Annotated in this window: 17 protein-coding genes and 2 pseudogenes; 6 read left to right on the plus strand and 13 right to left on the minus strand. The window is 57.5% G+C overall.

Features of this window, described 5'->3' with window-relative positions:
• The 4 genes and pseudogenes from BN871_RS20090 to BN871_RS29765 all read right to left on the minus strand — a co-directional run.
• Window positions 1-584: pseudogene (locus tag BN871_RS20090) on the minus strand (hypothetical protein); the annotation flags it as partial.
• Window positions 581-1,387 (minus strand): ABC transporter permease, encoded by an 807-nt coding sequence (locus BN871_RS20095; RefSeq protein ID WP_021878604.1) that lies wholly within the window; start codon window positions 1,385-1,387, stop codon window positions 581-583. The gene BN871_RS20095 and the pseudogene BN871_RS20090, both read right to left, overlap by 4 nt.
• Window positions 1,384-1,731: an ABC transporter ATP-binding protein gene (locus BN871_RS29760; protein WP_269745445.1), complete on the minus strand. Its 348-nt coding sequence runs from the start codon at window positions 1,729-1,731 to the stop codon at window positions 1,384-1,386. Before BN871_RS29760 ends, BN871_RS20095 begins: the two co-directional genes overlap by 4 nt.
• Window positions 1,692-2,168 carry an ATP-binding cassette domain-containing protein gene (locus BN871_RS29765; RefSeq protein WP_269745446.1) on the minus strand — a complete coding sequence of 159 codons (477 nt, stop codon included), beginning with the start codon at window positions 2,166-2,168 and terminating at the stop codon, window positions 1,692-1,694. The genes BN871_RS29760 and BN871_RS29765 overlap by 40 nt, the downstream gene beginning before the upstream one ends.
• Before the next feature lie 335 nt (window positions 2,169-2,503).
• On the opposite strand from BN871_RS29765, the gene BN871_RS20105 reads away from it, so the two are divergent.
• Window positions 2,504-3,754 carry a DNA glycosylase AlkZ-like family protein gene (locus BN871_RS20105; protein WP_053087022.1) on the plus strand — a complete coding sequence of 417 codons (1,251 nt, stop codon included), beginning with the start codon at window positions 2,504-2,506 and terminating at the stop codon, window positions 3,752-3,754.
• A gap of 57 nt (window positions 3,755-3,811) precedes the next feature.
• Here BN871_RS20105 and BN871_RS20110 read toward each other — a convergent pair whose 3' ends face one another.
• Window positions 3,812-4,318 (minus strand): DinB family protein, encoded by a 507-nt coding sequence (locus BN871_RS20110; RefSeq protein WP_048748516.1) that lies wholly within the window; start codon window positions 4,316-4,318, stop codon window positions 3,812-3,814.
• A gap of 158 nt (window positions 4,319-4,476) precedes the next feature.
• On the opposite strand from BN871_RS20110, the gene BN871_RS20115 reads away from it, so the two are divergent.
• Both BN871_RS20115 and BN871_RS20120 read left to right on the plus strand, forming a co-directional pair.
• On the plus strand, window positions 4,477-5,070 hold the full coding sequence (locus BN871_RS20115; RefSeq protein WP_048748517.1) for a CGNR zinc finger domain-containing protein: 594 nt from the start codon (window positions 4,477-4,479) through the stop codon (window positions 5,068-5,070).
• Window positions 5,067-5,543 carry a GNAT family N-acetyltransferase gene (locus BN871_RS20120; protein ID WP_021878599.1) on the plus strand — a complete coding sequence of 159 codons (477 nt, stop codon included), beginning with the start codon at window positions 5,067-5,069 and terminating at the stop codon, window positions 5,541-5,543. Before BN871_RS20115 ends, BN871_RS20120 begins: the two co-directional genes overlap by 4 nt.
• A 74-nt stretch (window positions 5,544-5,617) precedes the next feature.
• On the opposite strand, the gene BN871_RS20125 is transcribed toward BN871_RS20120, so the two are convergent.
• The 4 genes from BN871_RS20125 to BN871_RS20135 form a co-directional block, all read right to left on the minus strand.
• Window positions 5,618-6,406: an SDR family NAD(P)-dependent oxidoreductase gene (locus tag BN871_RS20125; RefSeq protein ID WP_048748518.1), complete on the minus strand. Its 789-nt coding sequence runs from the start codon at window positions 6,404-6,406 to the stop codon at window positions 5,618-5,620.
• Between the two features lie 96 nt (window positions 6,407-6,502).
• Complete coding sequence (locus tag BN871_RS27910) at window positions 6,503-6,667, minus strand: hypothetical protein (protein WP_021878597.1); 165 nt, start codon at window positions 6,665-6,667, stop codon at window positions 6,503-6,505.
• A 270-nt stretch (window positions 6,668-6,937) separates the two neighbouring features.
• A complete protein-coding gene (locus tag BN871_RS20130; RefSeq protein WP_021878595.1) occupies window positions 6,938-8,002 on the minus strand; it encodes a lactonase family protein in 1,065 nt (354 codons plus the stop codon).
• A gap of 142 nt (window positions 8,003-8,144) precedes the next feature.
• Window positions 8,145-10,025, minus strand: coding sequence for an LTA synthase family protein (locus tag BN871_RS20135; RefSeq protein ID WP_048748519.1), 1,881 nt, complete (start codon window positions 10,023-10,025; stop codon window positions 8,145-8,147).
• Between the two features lie 117 nt (window positions 10,026-10,142).
• Between BN871_RS20135 and BN871_RS29310 the strand changes: the two are divergent.
• Both BN871_RS29310 and BN871_RS20140 read left to right on the plus strand, forming a co-directional pair.
• A pseudogene (locus BN871_RS29310) lies at window positions 10,143-10,580 on the plus strand (IS1595 family transposase); the annotation flags it as partial.
• Between the two features lie 61 nt (window positions 10,581-10,641).
• Window positions 10,642-11,157 carry a GNAT family N-acetyltransferase gene (locus BN871_RS20140; protein WP_021878591.1) on the plus strand — a complete coding sequence of 172 codons (516 nt, stop codon included), beginning with the start codon at window positions 10,642-10,644 and terminating at the stop codon, window positions 11,155-11,157.
• Window positions 11,158-11,334: 177 nt separating this feature from the next.
• On the opposite strand, the gene BN871_RS20145 is transcribed toward BN871_RS20140, so the two are convergent.
• The 3 genes from BN871_RS20145 to BN871_RS20155 are packed head-to-tail and all read right to left on the minus strand — an operon-like array spanning window position 11,335 to window position 14,185.
• A complete protein-coding gene (locus tag BN871_RS20145) occupies window positions 11,335-11,649 on the minus strand; it encodes an HNH endonuclease (protein WP_021878590.1) in 315 nt (104 codons plus the stop codon).
• A gap of 41 nt (window positions 11,650-11,690) precedes the next feature.
• Complete coding sequence (locus tag BN871_RS20150) at window positions 11,691-13,724, minus strand: penicillin-binding protein 2 (RefSeq protein ID WP_021878589.1); 2,034 nt, start codon at window positions 13,722-13,724, stop codon at window positions 11,691-11,693.
• Window positions 13,721-14,185, minus strand: a complete 465-nt coding sequence (locus tag BN871_RS20155; RefSeq protein WP_048748520.1) for an SACOL1771 family peroxiredoxin — start codon at window positions 14,183-14,185, stop codon at window positions 13,721-13,723. The genes BN871_RS20150 and BN871_RS20155 overlap by 4 nt, the downstream gene beginning before the upstream one ends.
• Before the next feature lie 181 nt (window positions 14,186-14,366).
• Here BN871_RS20155 and BN871_RS20160 point away from each other — a divergent pair, with 181 nt between their 5' ends.
• On the plus strand, window positions 14,367-15,401 hold the full coding sequence (locus BN871_RS20160) for a HoxN/HupN/NixA family nickel/cobalt transporter (protein ID WP_048748536.1): 1,035 nt from the start codon (window positions 14,367-14,369) through the stop codon (window positions 15,399-15,401).
• A 251-nt stretch (window positions 15,402-15,652) separates the two neighbouring features.
• Here BN871_RS20160 and BN871_RS20165 read toward each other — a convergent pair whose 3' ends face one another.
• Window positions 15,653-15,871, minus strand: coding sequence for a cold-inducible protein YdjO-related protein (locus BN871_RS20165; protein WP_021878586.1), 219 nt, complete (start codon window positions 15,869-15,871; stop codon window positions 15,653-15,655).
• Window positions 15,872-15,877: the final 6 nt, after the last annotated feature.

The following is a 15,877-nucleotide window of genomic DNA, read 5'->3' on the forward strand; positions in this document are numbered from 1 at the left end:
GCCAGCCAGCCGAGCAGGGTGCCGGCGGCGATGCCCGCCGCCGCCTCCAGCAGCGTGTAGCCTGCGGAGCGGAACAGCAGGCCGGCGTTGTCCGCTGCCGCCCGGAAGATCGCCGAGGGCAGCGGCAGCTGATAGGCTGCCAGGCCGAGAACGGCATGGATGAGCCCGGCCTGCCAGATCGCAGCGAGGGCAAGGCCCGCGCCTAGCGGCAGAGCCCATGCGGCCGTACCCTGCCGCATGAATCGGCCCTTTTCCGCTGGAGCTGCCTTAGGCGAAGTTCGGGTTCTGTTCCGATCATCGGCTGCGGCGGATGCATCCGATGCTTCAGCACCGACCTCGGCACCTGCTGCCGCTCCGAGCTCGACACCTGCTTCTGCTTCGGCAGTCGGATCCGCTGCTCCGTACTGGCGGGCAGCATCAGCAGCTCCGGCTTCACCGTCTCCCTTCAGAGCTCCCTCAGCCGTCGCCTCTACCGTGACGAGGACGGCAAAATAGTCCGAAACGCCGGAGGCCCGCTCGGCTTCGACTTTCCCGGATGCTTCCTTCCCGCTCCTTGCGCTCGATGTCGAATAAGGCATGCTCATCGCAGCCCCCTCCCTTGACGTCGTCCCGACGTTCGGCTCCAAGGCAGCAGCGTATTCTCGAGCGCCGCCGTTATGCCGTATGCCGCGATGCCAAGAGCTGCCGCCAGCAGTACGGTGCACCAGAACAGCGCCGCATGGGTCGGGCCGTAGTATAGATGACGCAGCATAAGCACTCCGATGCCGCGCTGAGCGCCCATCAGCTCCACGAGAATCGCACCGGTCACAGCGAGCGGGGCGGCCGCCTTCAAGCCCGTGAACATTCCCGGCAGAGCCGCAGGCAGCCGCAGCACCCGGTAAGAGGCCGATCGTCCGCATGCAAGGACATGAAGCAGATCCCGATCTTCTTGACGTACCGACTGCAGCCCGCGAAGCGTATGGAGCGCGACCGGAAAAAAGGAAATATAACCGGCAATGAGCACTCTCGCCGTATTCTCGTCCCGGAAAATGGCGTACACTATCGGCGCCAGCCCCAGTATCGGCACCATCTGGGAGGCGACCGCATACGGAGCGGCGATCCGCTCCATCGTCGCCGACAAGCTCATGAGCAGCGCCAGCGCCACTCCCGCAGCCGCACCCAGCAGAAAGCCTGCGCATGCGTTGAGCAGCGTCACAGCCGCCTCCGCAAGCAAGCTCCCGGCGTTGCGGAACAGCGCTTCGGCGACAAGATAGGGATAAGGAAGCTTGGACGAAGCCAGCGCCACTCCCCGCTGCTGCAGCAGCCAAGCGCCGGATTGCCACAGAGCCAGCGCTGCGGCTGCCCAAGCAAGAGCCGGCATGATTCTGGCTGCCGCCGCCGCCTTCACGCCGACGCCTCGCGGAACCGCCCCCTGATGCCGTCCACGAGCTCGTGAAAGCTCGGGAGCGCCCTCGTCGACGCATCCCGAGGCCGCGGCAGCGGAATATCCACCGCTGCCGCCAATCTCCCGGGACGGGGGGAAAGGACGAACACCCGATCCGACAGGAAGACGGCCTCGGCGATGCTGTGCGTGACGAAAACAACGGTGCATCCTGTGTGGCCCCACACGGATAGGAGCTCCTCGTTCAGCTTCTCTCTCGTGAATTCGTCGAGTGCCGAGAAAGGCTCATCCATGAGCAGGATATCCGGCTTCATCGCCAAAGCGCGGGCAATGGAAGCGCGCTGCTGCATCCCCCCGCTGAGCTGCAAGGGTAGCGGAGGCCGAATCCTTCCAGACCGACGAGCCTCAGCAGCGACTCGGACCGTTCCCTGCGGTCTGTCCGCGGAACGCCCGCCAGCTCAAGCGGCAGCTCAACGTTCGCCCGCACGCTCCTCCATTCGAACAAAGCCGGCGTCTGGAACACCATGCCGAGCTTGCCGGCCAGCCGAGCTGCACGCGGAGCCGACCCGGATACTCTCACCTCTCCCGACGTAGGCTCCAGCAGATCCGCGATCATCCTCAGCAGCGTCGTCTTGCCGCAGCCTGACGGTCCGAGCAGCGCGGCGAATTCTCCCTTGCGGACGGTCATGCATACGTCCCGCACGGCCGGAGACTGTCCTCCTCCGCCGTAGTCCATTCCGATTCCCTTCATTTCGATCTCCGCTGCAACCGCCGAACCCGCTTCCATCCGATTCAAACCCCCTCGTGGACGTTTTTATCCTGCGTGAGCTTCATGTTCTGATTGCTGCCATCTGCTTAATCGTACTCCGGAGGGGATCCAAAAGCATTAGACAGGACGGTCAATCCCGCTTGGTCACTCTGTCAAAACAACCGGCCCGGCAGATGCCGAGATGGGATGAAATCAGACATGAAGCTGACGCATTTCGTCTGGAAAAATAATGCTGAAACGGCCTTTCGGTATCGAAGACATTCCGGTATAATCCCAATCAGGAACATCCGTTCCCCGTTTCCGAATGGATAGGAAGCCGGCTCGAACGGATACAGGAAAGCGAGGCTTGAACCATGGGGAAAAATATCGTTCAACTATCCTCAGCCGAAGCGCGCCGCTTCATGCTGGACCATCAAGGCCTTGGACCGACGCCGGAATTCGAGGGCAAGGAAGGCATTCTCTCGTTCATCTCGCGCGTAGGCTGCATCCAGTTCGATCCCCTGGACCAGGCCGGACGCAATGCCGAGCTTGTCCTTCAGTCCAGAATTCCCGGCTTCAGCCCCGCGATGCTGGAGGAGCTGTTATATGACGACAGGCGGCTGCTGGACGGCTGGGACAAGGTCATGAGCATCTACAGCAGCAGCGATTGGCCCTATTTCGCCCGGGGGCGCCGGCAGGCGCATGACCGTTACGCCGATATCAAGGAGATCCGCGAGCTTCTTCCTTCCGTCCGCCAGGCCTTCCGGGATCGGGGGCCGCTGCTGTCACGGGATTTGGAGCACAAGGAGAAAATGGACTGGGCGTGGGCTCCGGCTAGGGTATCGAGAGCCGTTATGGAAAGCATGAATCTATGGGGCGAGCTGATCGTCCATCACAAGCAGCGCAACCAGAAAGCCTACGACTTGGCCGAAAAGCATTTTCCGGAAGCGCTCCTGCAAGCGCCCGATCCGAATCCGTCCGAGCAGGACTACCGAAAATGGAGGCTGATGCGCCGGATCGGAGGCGTCGGCCTGCTGCCTTACCGCGCTTCCGATGCATGGGTCGGCACGCATTTCATGAACACGGCCGACCGCAAGCGGGGATTTCTGGAGCTGCTGGAAGACGGGCTGCTCGTGCAGGTCGAAGCCGAAGGGCTGACCGCCCCTCATTTTGTCCGCGGCGAGGACTGGGAGCGCTGGAGCTCCTCTTCTCCGGCATCGCGCTGGTCCAGCCGCCCGCCGCGGACAAGCGTGCTCGCCGCCCTCGACAATCTGCTGTGGGACCGCAGGCTGGTCAAGGAGCTGTACGGCTTTCATTATGTATGGGAAGTGTACAAGCCCGCCGCGTCGAGGCTGTACGGCTATTATGTGCTGCCCGTCCTTTGCGGCGACCGCATGGTCGCCCGTTTCGAGCCCGGCCGGATCAAGGGAAGCAAGGATCGCCGCATCATTCTCGGATGGTGGCCGGAGCCGGGAGTCGAATGGAACGAAGAAATCCGCGGCAGCGTAAGGCAAGGCTTCGCCTCCTTCCGCCGTTATCTCGGCTGCGAGTCGTTCGAGCTGTCCCCTGCCGCGCTGGCTGCCGACCCCGAGCTCGATGCGCTCGTGAACGCTCCTTTTCCATGACAAAAAAGCCGCCAGGCTGCGACTTGCGCAGCCTGGCGGCTTTTTCAAGGCATGCTTTCAGTCGAACGATCGGGTTGGCGACCAGGAGCCCTGCAGCTTGCGAAGAAGGATGATCTGGCCGCAGTGATAAGCGTCATGCACGTACAGGCTTGTAAGCCAAGGGCCAGCCGGGCTGTCCTTGACAACATCCTTGTCGTACACCGCATCATCCATGGCTTCAATGATGAATCCGATTTTCGCATGGGCTTCGGCCAGACGTTTCTTCGTCGCCTCCCAAGCTTCGCCTTCCGCTCCGTTGACAGCCGGCTGGAACGTGTCGGTGTTGCTGATCCGCGGCTGAGCAGGAGTCTCGACTCCGTACCACTTGTTCAGAAAACGCTCTTTGTAGAAGATCAGATGGTGCACGTTCTCGCGGATCGTATTCCCTGCCTCGCCTGGCGGCCGCCAGTCGGCCTGCTCCTCCGTTACGCCTTCCAGCGCCATGCCGAGCGGCGGCTGCCAGTCCTCCTTGTCGTAAGCATGCTCCCAGCCTTTCTGCAGCAACTCCGTTTTGATTCGGGCCATTGGTTGTCGTCCTCCTTGTAGAGAATGGGATGTAACGATATAATGTCGTATAGCCGGTTACGTGGTTCTGTCGACAGTATACCCGAAACCGCTTTTGATGTAACGATCTATTATAATTTAGAACGTTTCATACTGAACCGGCATGGAGGACGGGCATCATGATCTGGGAAGATTACTTGAACAGCCAGTGGTACGATTGGAGAGGCAGCGGCGCGAGCGAGGAGCGGCTCGAACGTCCCGCCTGGAGATCTCAATTTTTGACCGAGCACGCCCTCGTCGATCCCGGTCCGCCTTCGCCTGAGGAGCTTCAAGCGATGCGGACGCTCCGCGGCAGCCTCAGGGAGCTGACTTCCCGTATCAGCGACTCTGTCCGTGTCGAGGAGGCTCCTCCGTTATCCGATACCGATTTTGCCTGCCTCAACTCCGCACTCGTCTCCAGCCCCTATACCAAAAGGCTGTCCTTCGGAAATGGAGCCCTCTCTCTCGTCGAGATTCCCTCGGAATCCGGCTGGCAAGGCATCATGGCGAAAATAGCCGCTTCCTACGCGGACTCCCTTGCCCATGGAGAGCTGGAACGATTCCGAATATGCGACAATCCCGACTGCCGCTGGATTTATTACGATACGACGCGCAATCGCTCGAAGCGCTACTGCGACGATAAATGCTGCGGCAATCTGATGAAGGTCCGGCGCTTCCGCGAACGGGCCAAAACCGCTTCAACCACGAGCAGACGAAAGAAGGATGAAAAATGAACGAATCCAAATTCCAGGCCGAATGTCTTGACGTAACCGACGCAGCCGTATCGGAGCAATTGCGCGCCTTGCAGACGGCCGCCTATCGGGAAGAGGCCCGACTGATCGGCTTCGACGGCATTCCCCAGATCGGGGAAACCCATGAAGCTCTGCTCGCCTCCCCTGCCGTCTTCTACGGCTGCCGTCTCGACGGCAGGCTGGCCGGCGCCGTCGCGATCGAGCGCGAGCCTTCGGGCATCGTCACGATCGCCCGCCTTGTCGTCCACCCCGATTTTTTCAGGCGCGGAATAGGGAGTTCCCTGATTCGCTTTGCTCTCGGCCTGTACTCGAACTCCGAATACCGGGTGTCGACAGGCACGGCCAACGATCCCGCAGTGCAGCTCTATCTCCGTTTCGGCTTCGAGGAGAGCGGCCGGGTCGAGATCGTTCCCGGCGTTTGGCTGACCGGTCTCCGCAGGAGTCCACGGCCGTAATCGTATTCCAGCTCGTCCTGCCGGTTATAAAAAAAAAAACGCATGGCGCTCATGGCGCCATGCGTTTTTTTGGCTTACAGCAGCGACTCCGCTCCATCCACGTATATATCGGTGCCCGTAACGTGGGAGGACAGATCGGATGCCAGATAAGTGACGAGATCCGCGACCTGGGCAGCCTTGCCCGGCTTCCCGGCGAGAGGATGGGAGCCCTCGGGATATTCCACCGGTATCGCAGCTTCCTCGGCTTCCTTGGTTTTGATCGTGCTGTCGTCGATATGGGTGTTGATCGCCCCCGGACAAACGGCGTTCACCCTGATCTTATGCGGGGCGAGCTCCAGCGCAGCCATCTTCATGAAGGCGACCTGCCCGGCTTTGGAGGAGCTGTAAGCGCTGGCGCCGGTATTGTTGAAGATCCGGTTGCCGTTGATGGAGCTCGTAATGATGATGCTGCCGCCGTTTTTCTTGAGATGCGGAATGCTGTACTTCACCGTGAGGAACGTGCCGCGCAGATTGATGCCAAGCGTCTCGTCCCAATCGTCCACATCCAGGTCCTCGATCGTCGTCCACACCCCGTTGATGCCGGCGTTCGCGAACACGACGTCGATTCGCCCGAAACGCTCGTATACGGAACGGATGCCAGCCTCGACCGCAGCGGCGTCGCTGACGTCGGTCGCCGTCACGATAGCCTCTCCGCCTTCGCTTTGGATTTCGTCCCTGACTTTCTCGGCATCATCCGGTGTGCGGTCCAGAAAACCGACCTTCGCTCCATGACGGGCAAAATCAAGCGCGGCGGCTCTCCCGATGCCGGAGCCACCTCCTGTAACGATCGCCACTTTTCCTTCCAGCAGCCGGCTGACGGTCATCTTTCATCATCCTTTCGATTATGTATCCTAGTTTTAGAATGGCTTCCATTCATCTATAGAATACTTAATCATCCCGATAACGGATGAATCGCCTCGTCAGCGGTAGACCGGCTGGCTGTGAGCGGCGCTTCCTTGCAGCTCCGGCGCTGCCGGCTCCGCCGGAAAGTCGGAAGCCGGAGGGGCGAGCAGGACAGTGCCCGCGATTCCAGCAAGAAGAAAAAAGATGACAGCAAGCAATTTCGCAAATGGCATGTCCCGCATTAAATGGCCTCTTTTCGATACATTATATTCACTAATTTTATTATTTCGATTTTATTAATCAATTTCCTGCCGATTTCAATCATTTTAATAAATTTAATTTTCGACAGGAACACGAGATTCCCGATGTCCATCTCTCCCTCTCCATTATTCAGTCCCATCCTCGCCGCGATCCCAACGCTTTTGCCGGATGCACCGCATGCCGCCTTTCCCTTATCTTCGCAACAAAAAAACAGGCAAGCAGTCCACTGCTTGCCTGTCGCTCACGAAGCCCTATAGGTTGAAAGGCATGACGCAGACCGGCTGCGAGACTTCAAAGCTACGGTCTGTATACTGAAGCTTGCCGGATTGGCGGTCGACACGGAAGAGAGCGATGTTGTTCGTATCTTTATTCGCAGCGAACAGCCAGTTCCCATCCGGCGTCAAGGCGAAATGCCTTGGATGCTCTCCCTCGGTATGGATATGCTGAACCGGCTTCAGCCGACGGCCCTCATCCGATCCCTCATAAACGACGATGCTGTCATGCCCCCGGTTCGAGCCGTAGACAAAGCGTCCATCGCTGGAGACGGCAATCTCGGCGCAGGTGTTCTCCCCTTCGTAGCCCTCCGGCAGCGTCGGAAGATAATGAAGCTCCGTCAAGCCTCCTGTTTCCGCATCATACTCCAGCACGCTGACCGTTGAATCCACTTCGTTGATGACATATGCGATATGGCCGTCCGGATGGAACGCCAAATGCCGGGGTCCGGCTCCCGCATGGATGTCATTGTCCCGCACAGGCTTCAGGGCGCCTTCTTCAACGGCATAGGTACGGATCAGATCAAGGCCAAGATCCTGGACGAACACATACCGGCCATCGGGGCTGAACTGCGAGGAATGCGGATGCGGGCGGTCCTGCCGTTCCTCGTTCACGCTATGGCCCTCATGCTGCTGCTGGTCCAGCCTCGGACCGATCTTCCCGTCTGCGTCCAGCTCCATCAAGCCCACCATGCCGCCATGATAGCTGACGACGACGAGATGGCGGCTGTCCGGATCCCGCTGGATATGGCAGGTCGGGCCATCCGTAGTAGCCGCTTCGCTCAGCCTTTCCAGAGAATTGTCCAGCGGATCGAAACGGAACGAGACGGCGGCGCCCGTTTTGCCTCCTTCCGGCGATTTTCCCTCGGAAATGGCGTACACAAAACGTCCGGCCGGATCGATGTTCAGGAAGGTCGGATTTTTGAGCCCGTCCGCCTCCGCCAGCAGATCCAGGCTGAGCTCGTCTTCATTCCAGCGGTAGGCATACAAGCCGCTTCCATCCGGTTCCGCATAGGAGCCGACGAATACATACAATGGGTCCATGTTTCAACCATTCCCTTCTGCCTTCATGTTTGGTTTGTTCCTCAAGTCTTCGTCAGTTTCATCTCATCATGTCCTTCAAGTTCTTCCTGTCCTTCATGCTCTTCGTCATGCCTGCTATCGGCCGCCTCTCCGGTCACAGCAGCTAACGCTTGGGCAGAAGCTTCACATACGCATCCGAAAGCCCGAGCAGCTTGATCGTGTAATCGTAATCGCTCCGGTACTTGGAGAAGTCGGCGACCGGCTGCAGCGTCTTCAAGGAGACCGCCTTCCCGTCCTCGAATCCTTTGCCCGGCACGAACAGGATCTCTTCGTTGATGAACGAGCCCGACGGCAAGTAATAACGTTCTCCGAGAATATTGCGGTCGGTATTCAGCAAGTCGCGTCCGAATGCAGTGAAGCCTTCTTTTTTCAGCGAGATTCCCATCAGGTTGGCGACGGTCGGAAGAATGTCGAGCTGCCCTCCGATTCCTTCGACGACCTTGCCCTGCTGGCCGGGAACTCGGATGATGAGCGGAATGTTGAACCGGGAAATCTGATTGTGATAAGGAATTCCGAGCTCCTGCTGGATGAAGGCCGGATCGTTGCTCTGAGGCTGCAAGCCGAAATGATCGCCGTAAATGACGAGAGTCGTGTTCTCCCATAACCCCTCGGCCTTCAGCCTGTCCACCAGCATCCCGACGGCATCGTCCGTGTAATGGATCGCCTGCAGGTAATCGCCGAGCTGCGAGCCGGCCAGGGATTCATCTTCGATCAGAGTCTGCTTGTCCTTCGGGATTTGGAACGGAAAATGGCTCGATGTCGTGATCAGATGGGCGTAAAACGGCTTCCCTTTTCCGCTGAGCTCCGCCATTTTCCCTGCGGCGACCCGGTACAGCTCCTCATCCGATGCGCCGAAGCTGTTGAAATGGTCGTTGTTGTAGAACGGCTTGTCATAATACTTGTCGAAGTTGAGCGCCGGGTACAGCTTGTTCCGATCCCAGAAGCCCACATTGTTGATATGGAACGTATTCGCCTCGTATCCTTCGCCTTGAAGAAGTCTCGGCAGGCTCGGAAGCTTGCGGTTGCCGTAGCCGGTGGACATGGCGATCGTCCCGGTCGGGTAGATGGACGTGTTCGTCATGAATTCCGCATCCGACGTATTCCCCTGGCCGATCTGCTGGAAGAAATGAGGAAAATAGTATCCCTCGTTCGCGAGCTTGTTCAGGTTCGGAGTCAGTTCCTGGCCTTGCAGCTTCAGATGGATCGGGAAATTCTGGAACGCCTCCATCTGGATGATGACCAGATTCGTCCCCTTGGCGGCTCCGAACTCCTGAAGCGGCGCCGATTCGTCCTTGCGGTACGGATACGAAGCCTGCAGCTCCTCGATCTCCTGAATCGTCTTGCCGATATCGCCGGACGCAATCTCCTTGTTCTCCTCGCGGATCTTGATCGCGCTGACGACCTGATAATTGAAGACGCCGACGCTCTCGGCCTGCGCCAGCTCGCTCTGGGTCGCCTCCGCATCGCGGATGAACCAGAAGCTGCCGGCGAGTCCGGCAACCGTAAGCAGGGCCGCAGCCGGCTTCCATAGTCCTTTGCGTCCCTCGATTTTCCGTCCGCGCGTCCGGCGCAGCATCCATATCACGGCAATCAGGATGACGTCCGCGAAGTAGATGTAGTCCATCGGCTGGATGGTCGCGTCCACGCTCTCCCGGATCCCATAGACCTGGTTGAGGTTTCCGAGAGCGGTATAGGTCGCCACAGAGCCGAAATGGCTGAAATATAACGTGATCGCAAACAAGACGAGAGAATAAACGAGATTGAACCCCCAGTAGGCGGGTCCTTTGCCGCGGCGCGGGGTTAGAAGCTCCAGCAGCCCCGCCAGCACGAGCAGGGATGCAAAGTCGGCGACTACGGCAAGCGGCTCCAATCCGCCGAACAGGTTGTACCGCATCCACTCCAGCTTGGCCAGCATCAGAACGAACAAATAATAGAAAAGATTGCGGCCTTGAGAACGGGAGCCGGCTCCAACAGATTTCAACATATCGAATCCTTCTTCCTGGTGGCATCCTGCCATTTTCACCGTATCAGTATATCATAACGCAGGAATGCTTCGCATGAACGGGCTCCAAGCCCTGCTGCCAACGGGCTCATTTGAGAGCGTGACCGTCAGAAGATGGCCGACTCTGGTTTTCTTGGGCGTGGTTGTATCAAGACAACGAAGTTGGATGAAGCGATCGGCGGGCATTTATCCGACTCAAACGTGCTTTGCACGGATTCGTGGAGGGCGTTTAGCTCTTATGCGAATTCAAAAGGTTCGGCTCATTACCGATTCAAATCCGATGGAAAACAGCGCGTTAAGGGCGTTTACCATATCTAAAACGTGAACAGCTACCACAGCCGCTTAAAAAAATGGATGGACCGCTTCAATGGCGTTGCAACCAAATATTTGCAGCACTATTTGACATGGTTCCGTTATATAGACAGCAAGGAATATGAGAATACCTCATCGAAAAAGAAGAATATGTTGTTCAAATCGTGCTTGTTCACTGTTGACGACACGAATAAAAAGCTTCGGCTGTCTGCTTACTCCTGTTAAGCTAACTGGCAGGATAAGAAATTTTGGAAGGTTATTGATGCAATAGAAAGGTGGGAGAGTTTTGATCGAAACAAAACGTCTTATAATTAGAGAAATGGTGCAGTCCGATTATGATGCATTGTGCGGAATATTGTGTGATGAGGAAGTAATGCGTGCTGCTTATGGAAGAGAATTCAACTTAGAAGAAGCACAAAATTGGCTTAACAGACATCTTAAAAGATATGAAGAATATGGTTTTGGACTTTGGGCTGTTGTATTAAAAGAAACAAACGAAATGATTGGTCAATGTGGCTTGACAATGCAAGGCTGGAGAGAAAAAGAAATTTTGGAAATAGGATTTTTGTTTCAAAAAGCATATTGGCACAAAGGTTACGCAGCAGAAGCGGCAATTGCTTGCAAGGAATACGCTTTTTCAGTTCTTAATGCAATTAGGGTTTATTCTATTATTAGGGACACAAATATAGCCGCTCAAAAAGTTGCGGTTCGAAACGGTATGAATATTATTGATAAAGATACTAAGAATTTTAGGAATATAGATATGGAATTTTTTCTGTATTCTTTTGAGCGAACAAAATGAGCAGGTGAAAAAAGGTTTCCATGATGAACCCATATCCTGGTTGAAATTGAGCTAACGGACAACGATAGCTCAATGAACCGCCTTCATTCAATGCGGTTTTCTTATGCTCAAAAATCAACATTTGAGTTTAACACAGCCAAAAACAAAAACCGCCGAAATGGCGGTTTTTGTTCCGTCTCAATGCTTATTGCGGACGCGGACTGATTTGCGGAGCTTGGGCATGGAAGATGGCGGCTGCTTGCGGATGTAACGGATAAAAGCGGCGATCGCTTCGTCCGCCCGCAAAGCGTCGAGTGTCGTCAGCTCGCGCAGCACGAGGTCTGCATTGGTGTAAAGCGCGTGGATCTGGCGATGGCAGGGAGGGCAGAGAAGGGCTGTGCCTTTAAATGTTCCGCCCTGCTCCCGCGGCGTAAGATGATGCTCGGTCAAGCTGACTCCGGATCTCCCGCACAGCTCGCAGCGGCCCTTCGCCGTTCCGGTCTCCATTGACATGGGTCAAGCTCCTTCATGGCCTTTTCCATCAGCTTGCCCGGTCAAGGATGGGTTGATGCTTTTTTCGGTACGCCGTTAAGCCCGACCGCCTGGTCGTAGGCGTCGAAGATTTGACGGGCGACCGGCGCGGCTCCCCAGCCGCCGTAACCGCCCTCGGGAATGACAATCGCGACGGCCAGCTTCGGCTTGTCTGCCGGAGCGAAGGCGATGAATACGGAATTTTCCACCTTCACGCCGCCCGCAACGGTCTGCTGCGATGTTCCTGTCTTGCGCAGGAAAGAATAGCTGACCCCTTCGAAGCCTTGCACGCTTACTTTGGCCATTCCTTTGTAGATCGTGTTCCAATAGGAATCCGGGAAGGTGACCTGGTTAAGCACCTCGGGCTTATACGATTGGACGACGTTGCCTGACGGATCGAGAATTTCGTTCACGAATTGAGGCTTCATGCGCTTGCCTTTGTTGGCGAGCATGGAAGCGTACTGGGCCAGCTGCAGCGTCGTATATTTGCCGAGCTGCCCGAAGGAGGATCCGACAAGCGCGGAAATATTGCTGGACTCCTTCGCATCATGCGTATAGTCCTCCACGCCCTTCTGCTCGCCGAGCAGCCCGCTTTCCGTCGAAACGCCGAGGCCGAATTCCTTCATGTATTTATCCCATACGCCGACAGCATCCTTGCCGTATTTTTTCAGCAGCCGCTCGCCGACCATGGCGGACATGAACGCATTGGAGGAATGGGCGATCGCTTCGGAAGCGTTGATGTATCCGTTCGCTTTGTTGCTCGCATTCCGGATCGTCCTCTCGGAGCCTGTGGAACCGAATTTGTAGTAGCCGACATCATGGTATTCCTCCGTGGCCGAGAACAAGCCCTCATTCAAACCGATCAGAATGGAGAGCGGCTTCTGCGTCGAACCGAGGTAGACGAGAGAAGGAGTATGCTTCGTCTGCTCCTTGTCCGTCGCATACGGAGGCGATACAGAGCGGATCGTGCCGTTCCTCGTAAAGTAGAACAGCTCTTCCTTGGAAGGCGTGCCGTCCTTCCACTGGTTCGGATCGTAGTCCGGCATGCTGGCCATGGCGACAACCTTGCCGGTATCGACCTCCATCGCCACGGCAAAGCCGATCTTCGCCTTGTTGCCGGCGTTCTCCGGCTTCGTCGTCGAATGGCGCAGCTTGTCGATCTGCTCCGTCATCGCTTTCTGCGCCGTCAGCTGCACGGAGCGGTTGATCGTGAGCACGAGATCGTTGCCGCGGGTCGGCGCCTCGACTTCCGGCGGACCGATGATCCGCTGCAGGCGGTCGACCGGGAACGTCTTGACTCCGTTTTTGCCGCGCAGCTGCTCCTGGTACAAGTACTCAAGCCCGTCGTAACCGACCGTTTCCTCCGGCGAGTATTTCTCCGTCGGATCCGTTATTTCCTTGATCGCGTTATACTTGGTCAGCGTCTCGGGGGCGGTGCGGTAGCTGCGCAAGTAGCCGACGAGCTGCACCGCGACTTTGTCGGAGTCATAGTTCCGCACGTTCTCCTCGACGATGTCGACGCCCTTGAACTGCTCCTTGTTCTCCAGGAAATAAGCGATTTCCTTATTGTTGAGGTCCGACTTGATCTTGCGCGGCACGGAAATCGTGTTCGTCCGGAAGTTGAGGTCCATCTTCTTCTGGATTTCCTCCGCGGTGAGCTTGCCTTCGGGATCATCCTTGTCGGTGAGCCTCGCGAACACCTCGGCCAGCTTCTTGCTCATCTCGATGGCGATCTCCGGCTTGCGCTCGTCCTGGACGGTATACGTAAGCGTCTGGGTCGACGTCGAGAAGGCGATCGGCTTCTTGTCGGAATCGAGGATGTCCCCCCGGAACGGAGGAATGGCCACCTTGCTCGTGCCCTGCCATTCCCGCTGCGCCTTCAGCGTCGGTCCCTCTACGAACTGCAGCACCGCCAGCCGCACGATCAGGATGCCGAACAGCACGAAAGCGGCAAAAAAGAACGCATTGAGCCGAAACATGAACTGCCTGCGGATGACATAGTCCTTCTCTTCATCCCTGCCGACGATTTGCGGAGGCTTGCCGTTGGCGCCCTTCATGGCTTGCCTCCTTTCTCTTGCCCGATCGCGATTTCAGGAACAGCCGACACGGCGACATTTCCCCGCAAGGCCTTGGATATCATGCACGTCCGCTCGGCCTTCTCCGCCAGCTTCCCCGCCGTATCCGCCTGGCGGACAGAAGCGGAAGCAGGCAGCAGGATATCAGGCTTATGCGTGATCGACACATACGTATACACGCCGCTTGTCGTATCGACGACCGCTTCGGACCGCAGGGACAGCCTCTCCGGCTCGATGCCGGAACGCTCCAGCATGGCGGCGAGCGTGATGAGATAACAGGTCGATGCCGCTCCGAGCAGCATCTCGTCCGGATTCGTTCCGATGCCCGGACCGTCCATGACGGAGGGAATGGAGACAGCCGCATTCAGCCCTCCGGCTGCAATCGTCCCCTCTCCTCCTCTTCCCCCCTGCCATTCGGCTTGAAGTGTGAAAAGATGTTCCATCTCGCGCTCCTTCTATGACCAAGCATGAAATAATTGAACGACCGTATCCATTCATGAAATAAAAGCTGACATCATTATTGACCGCTTCGAAATAGGATGGTACATTTTCTAAAACTTTTAGCGATGCGCAGCGTCCATCCGCTGTGAAACCCGCCTCGAAGGGATGTAACCTGACATGTCCATGCCTTTATCCTCCTCCGCGCCCGCATCCGTCCGCAAAGACCGTTCCTGGGCCGCATACGCGGCTGTCGTCCTGCTTCTGCATGCAGCCGGGCTCGCCGGCCTGTTCCTGGCTGCAAGCCATCATCCCGCCTTCTGGGGACTCGGAATTCTGGCGTATACGCTCGGACTCCGGCATGCATTCGATGCGGATCATATCGCTGCGATCGACAATACGGTGCGCAAGCTCGTCGAGCTCCGCCGCAGTCCTCTGGGCGTCGGCTTCTATTTCTCCCTCGGCCATTCCAGCGTCGTATTCCTCATGGTGCTCGCCGTCGCCCTTTCCTTCCAATGGGCGCAGGAGCGCCTGCCGGCCATGCAGGAAATCGGCGGCCGGATCGGCATCACCGTCTCCGGCACTTTCCTGCTGCTCATCGGCCTGGCCAATCTGGCCGTCCTCATCCAGCTCTTCAAGCTGAGCCGGATATACCGGGAAGCCGAGCATCGGGAAGAGCTCGCCCGGCTGCTGGAGTCGCGCGGCTGGATCGCCAGGCTCGTCAAGCCGCTGACCGCCTTTGTCGGCAAGAGCTGGCATGTCTATCCGCTCGGGTTCCTGTTCGGACTCGGCTTCGATACGGCGACCGAAATCGGACTTCTCGCGCTATCGGCTACGGCGGCTGCGAGCGAGCTGCCCGCCTTCGCCATCCTTTCGCTCCCGATCCTGTTCGCAGCGGGCATGAGCATGCTGGACACAGCGGACGGAATCTTCATGACGCGTGCCTACAAATGGGCGGTGCAGTCCCCTGTACGGCATCTTCGCTACAACCTGACCGTAACGTTCCTCTCCGTGGCGAGCGCCCTGTTCATCGGAGGCGTCGAAATCGTTCAGATGCTGGACGGCTACTTGCATTGGCAGTCTCCGATCATGAAAGCCGTCGCCGCACTGGAATTTTCCGAGCTCGGTTATATGCTTGCAGCCTTGTTCGCCCTATCCTGGGGAATATCCTGGCTGGCCTGGAGAATAGCCGACGCGAAGGCCAAGGCGTCCCGAAATTGAGACGAATATGGACAGCGAAAAGTTTCCATCTTCCGCGTCTGGTGCACATCTCCTGCCGGCCGCCCTATCAAGCGCGGAGAGGCGTTCAGGAGCTGGAGCCTAATGACCGGCGCCGCCCGGCTCCAGCTGTTCTACTCGTCTTATTGTACCATATCGCACCGCATCGAACATGTCTGTCCGGACCTCTTCATCTAATAAAACTCGCCCCCGGCCTGCCATCAGCCGGGGGCGAAATCAGGTAAGCTGCCGGATTACAAGCCGTACTCGTCCTTCGGCTTCGGCTTGCGCTTGATTTTATTCTGTACGGCAGGCAGATGCCTCATGCTCCGCAGCATCGGGCCTTTGCACATCGGGCACAGCTGCGACTCGGCCGCGAATTCGTCGCGGACCCATGCCTTGCAGTCGGCGTTGCGGCATTTCCATATTTTTGTAGGAATCAGTTCGGGTTTCGTATCTTCGGAAGTCGTCAAGAGGGT

This window comes from Paenibacillus sp. P22 (assembly GCF_000469945.2).
GTDB classification, from domain to species: Bacteria; Bacillota; Bacilli; order Paenibacillales; family Paenibacillaceae; genus Paenibacillus_O; species Paenibacillus_O humicus.

Bases quoted from the DNA above. Each gene is read 5' to 3' on its own strand.
- BN871_RS29760 (WP_269745445.1), bottom strand. From the start codon at position 1,731: ATGCAGCAGCGCGCTTCCATTGCCCGCGCTTTGGCGATGAAGCCGGAT.
- BN871_RS29765 (WP_269745446.1), bottom strand. From the start codon at position 2,168: ATGGAAGCGGGTTCGGCGGTTGCAGCGGAGATCGAAATGAAGGGAATC.
- BN871_RS20105 (WP_053087022.1), top strand. From the start codon at position 2,504: ATGGGGAAAAATATCGTTCAACTATCCTCAGCCGAAGCGCGCCGCTTC.
- BN871_RS20110 (WP_048748516.1), bottom strand. From the start codon at position 4,318: ATGGCCCGAATCAAAACGGAGTTGCTGCAGAAAGGCTGGGAGCATGCT.
- BN871_RS20115 (WP_048748517.1), top strand. From the start codon at position 4,477: ATGATCTGGGAAGATTACTTGAACAGCCAGTGGTACGATTGGAGAGGC.
- BN871_RS20120 (WP_021878599.1), top strand. From the start codon at position 5,067: ATGAACGAATCCAAATTCCAGGCCGAATGTCTTGACGTAACCGACGCA.
- BN871_RS20125 (WP_048748518.1), bottom strand. From the start codon at position 6,406: ATGACCGTCAGCCGGCTGCTGGAAGGAAAAGTGGCGATCGTTACAGGA.
- BN871_RS27910 (WP_021878597.1), bottom strand. From the start codon at position 6,667: ATGCGGGACATGCCATTTGCGAAATTGCTTGCTGTCATCTTTTTTCTT.
- BN871_RS20130 (WP_021878595.1), bottom strand. From the start codon at position 8,002: ATGGACCCATTGTATGTATTCGTCGGCTCCTATGCGGAACCGGATGGA.
- BN871_RS20135 (WP_048748519.1), bottom strand. From the start codon at position 10,025: ATGTTGAAATCTGTTGGAGCCGGCTCCCGTTCTCAAGGCCGCAATCTT.
- BN871_RS20145 (WP_021878590.1), bottom strand. From the start codon at position 11,649: ATGTCAATGGAGACCGGAACGGCGAAGGGCCGCTGCGAGCTGTGCGGG.
- BN871_RS20150 (WP_021878589.1), bottom strand. From the start codon at position 13,724: ATGAAGGGCGCCAACGGCAAGCCTCCGCAAATCGTCGGCAGGGATGAA.
- BN871_RS20155 (WP_048748520.1), bottom strand. From the start codon at position 14,185: ATGGAACATCTTTTCACACTTCAAGCCGAATGGCAGGGGGGAAGAGGA.
- BN871_RS20160 (WP_048748536.1), top strand. From the start codon at position 14,367: ATGCCTTTATCCTCCTCCGCGCCCGCATCCGTCCGCAAAGACCGTTCC.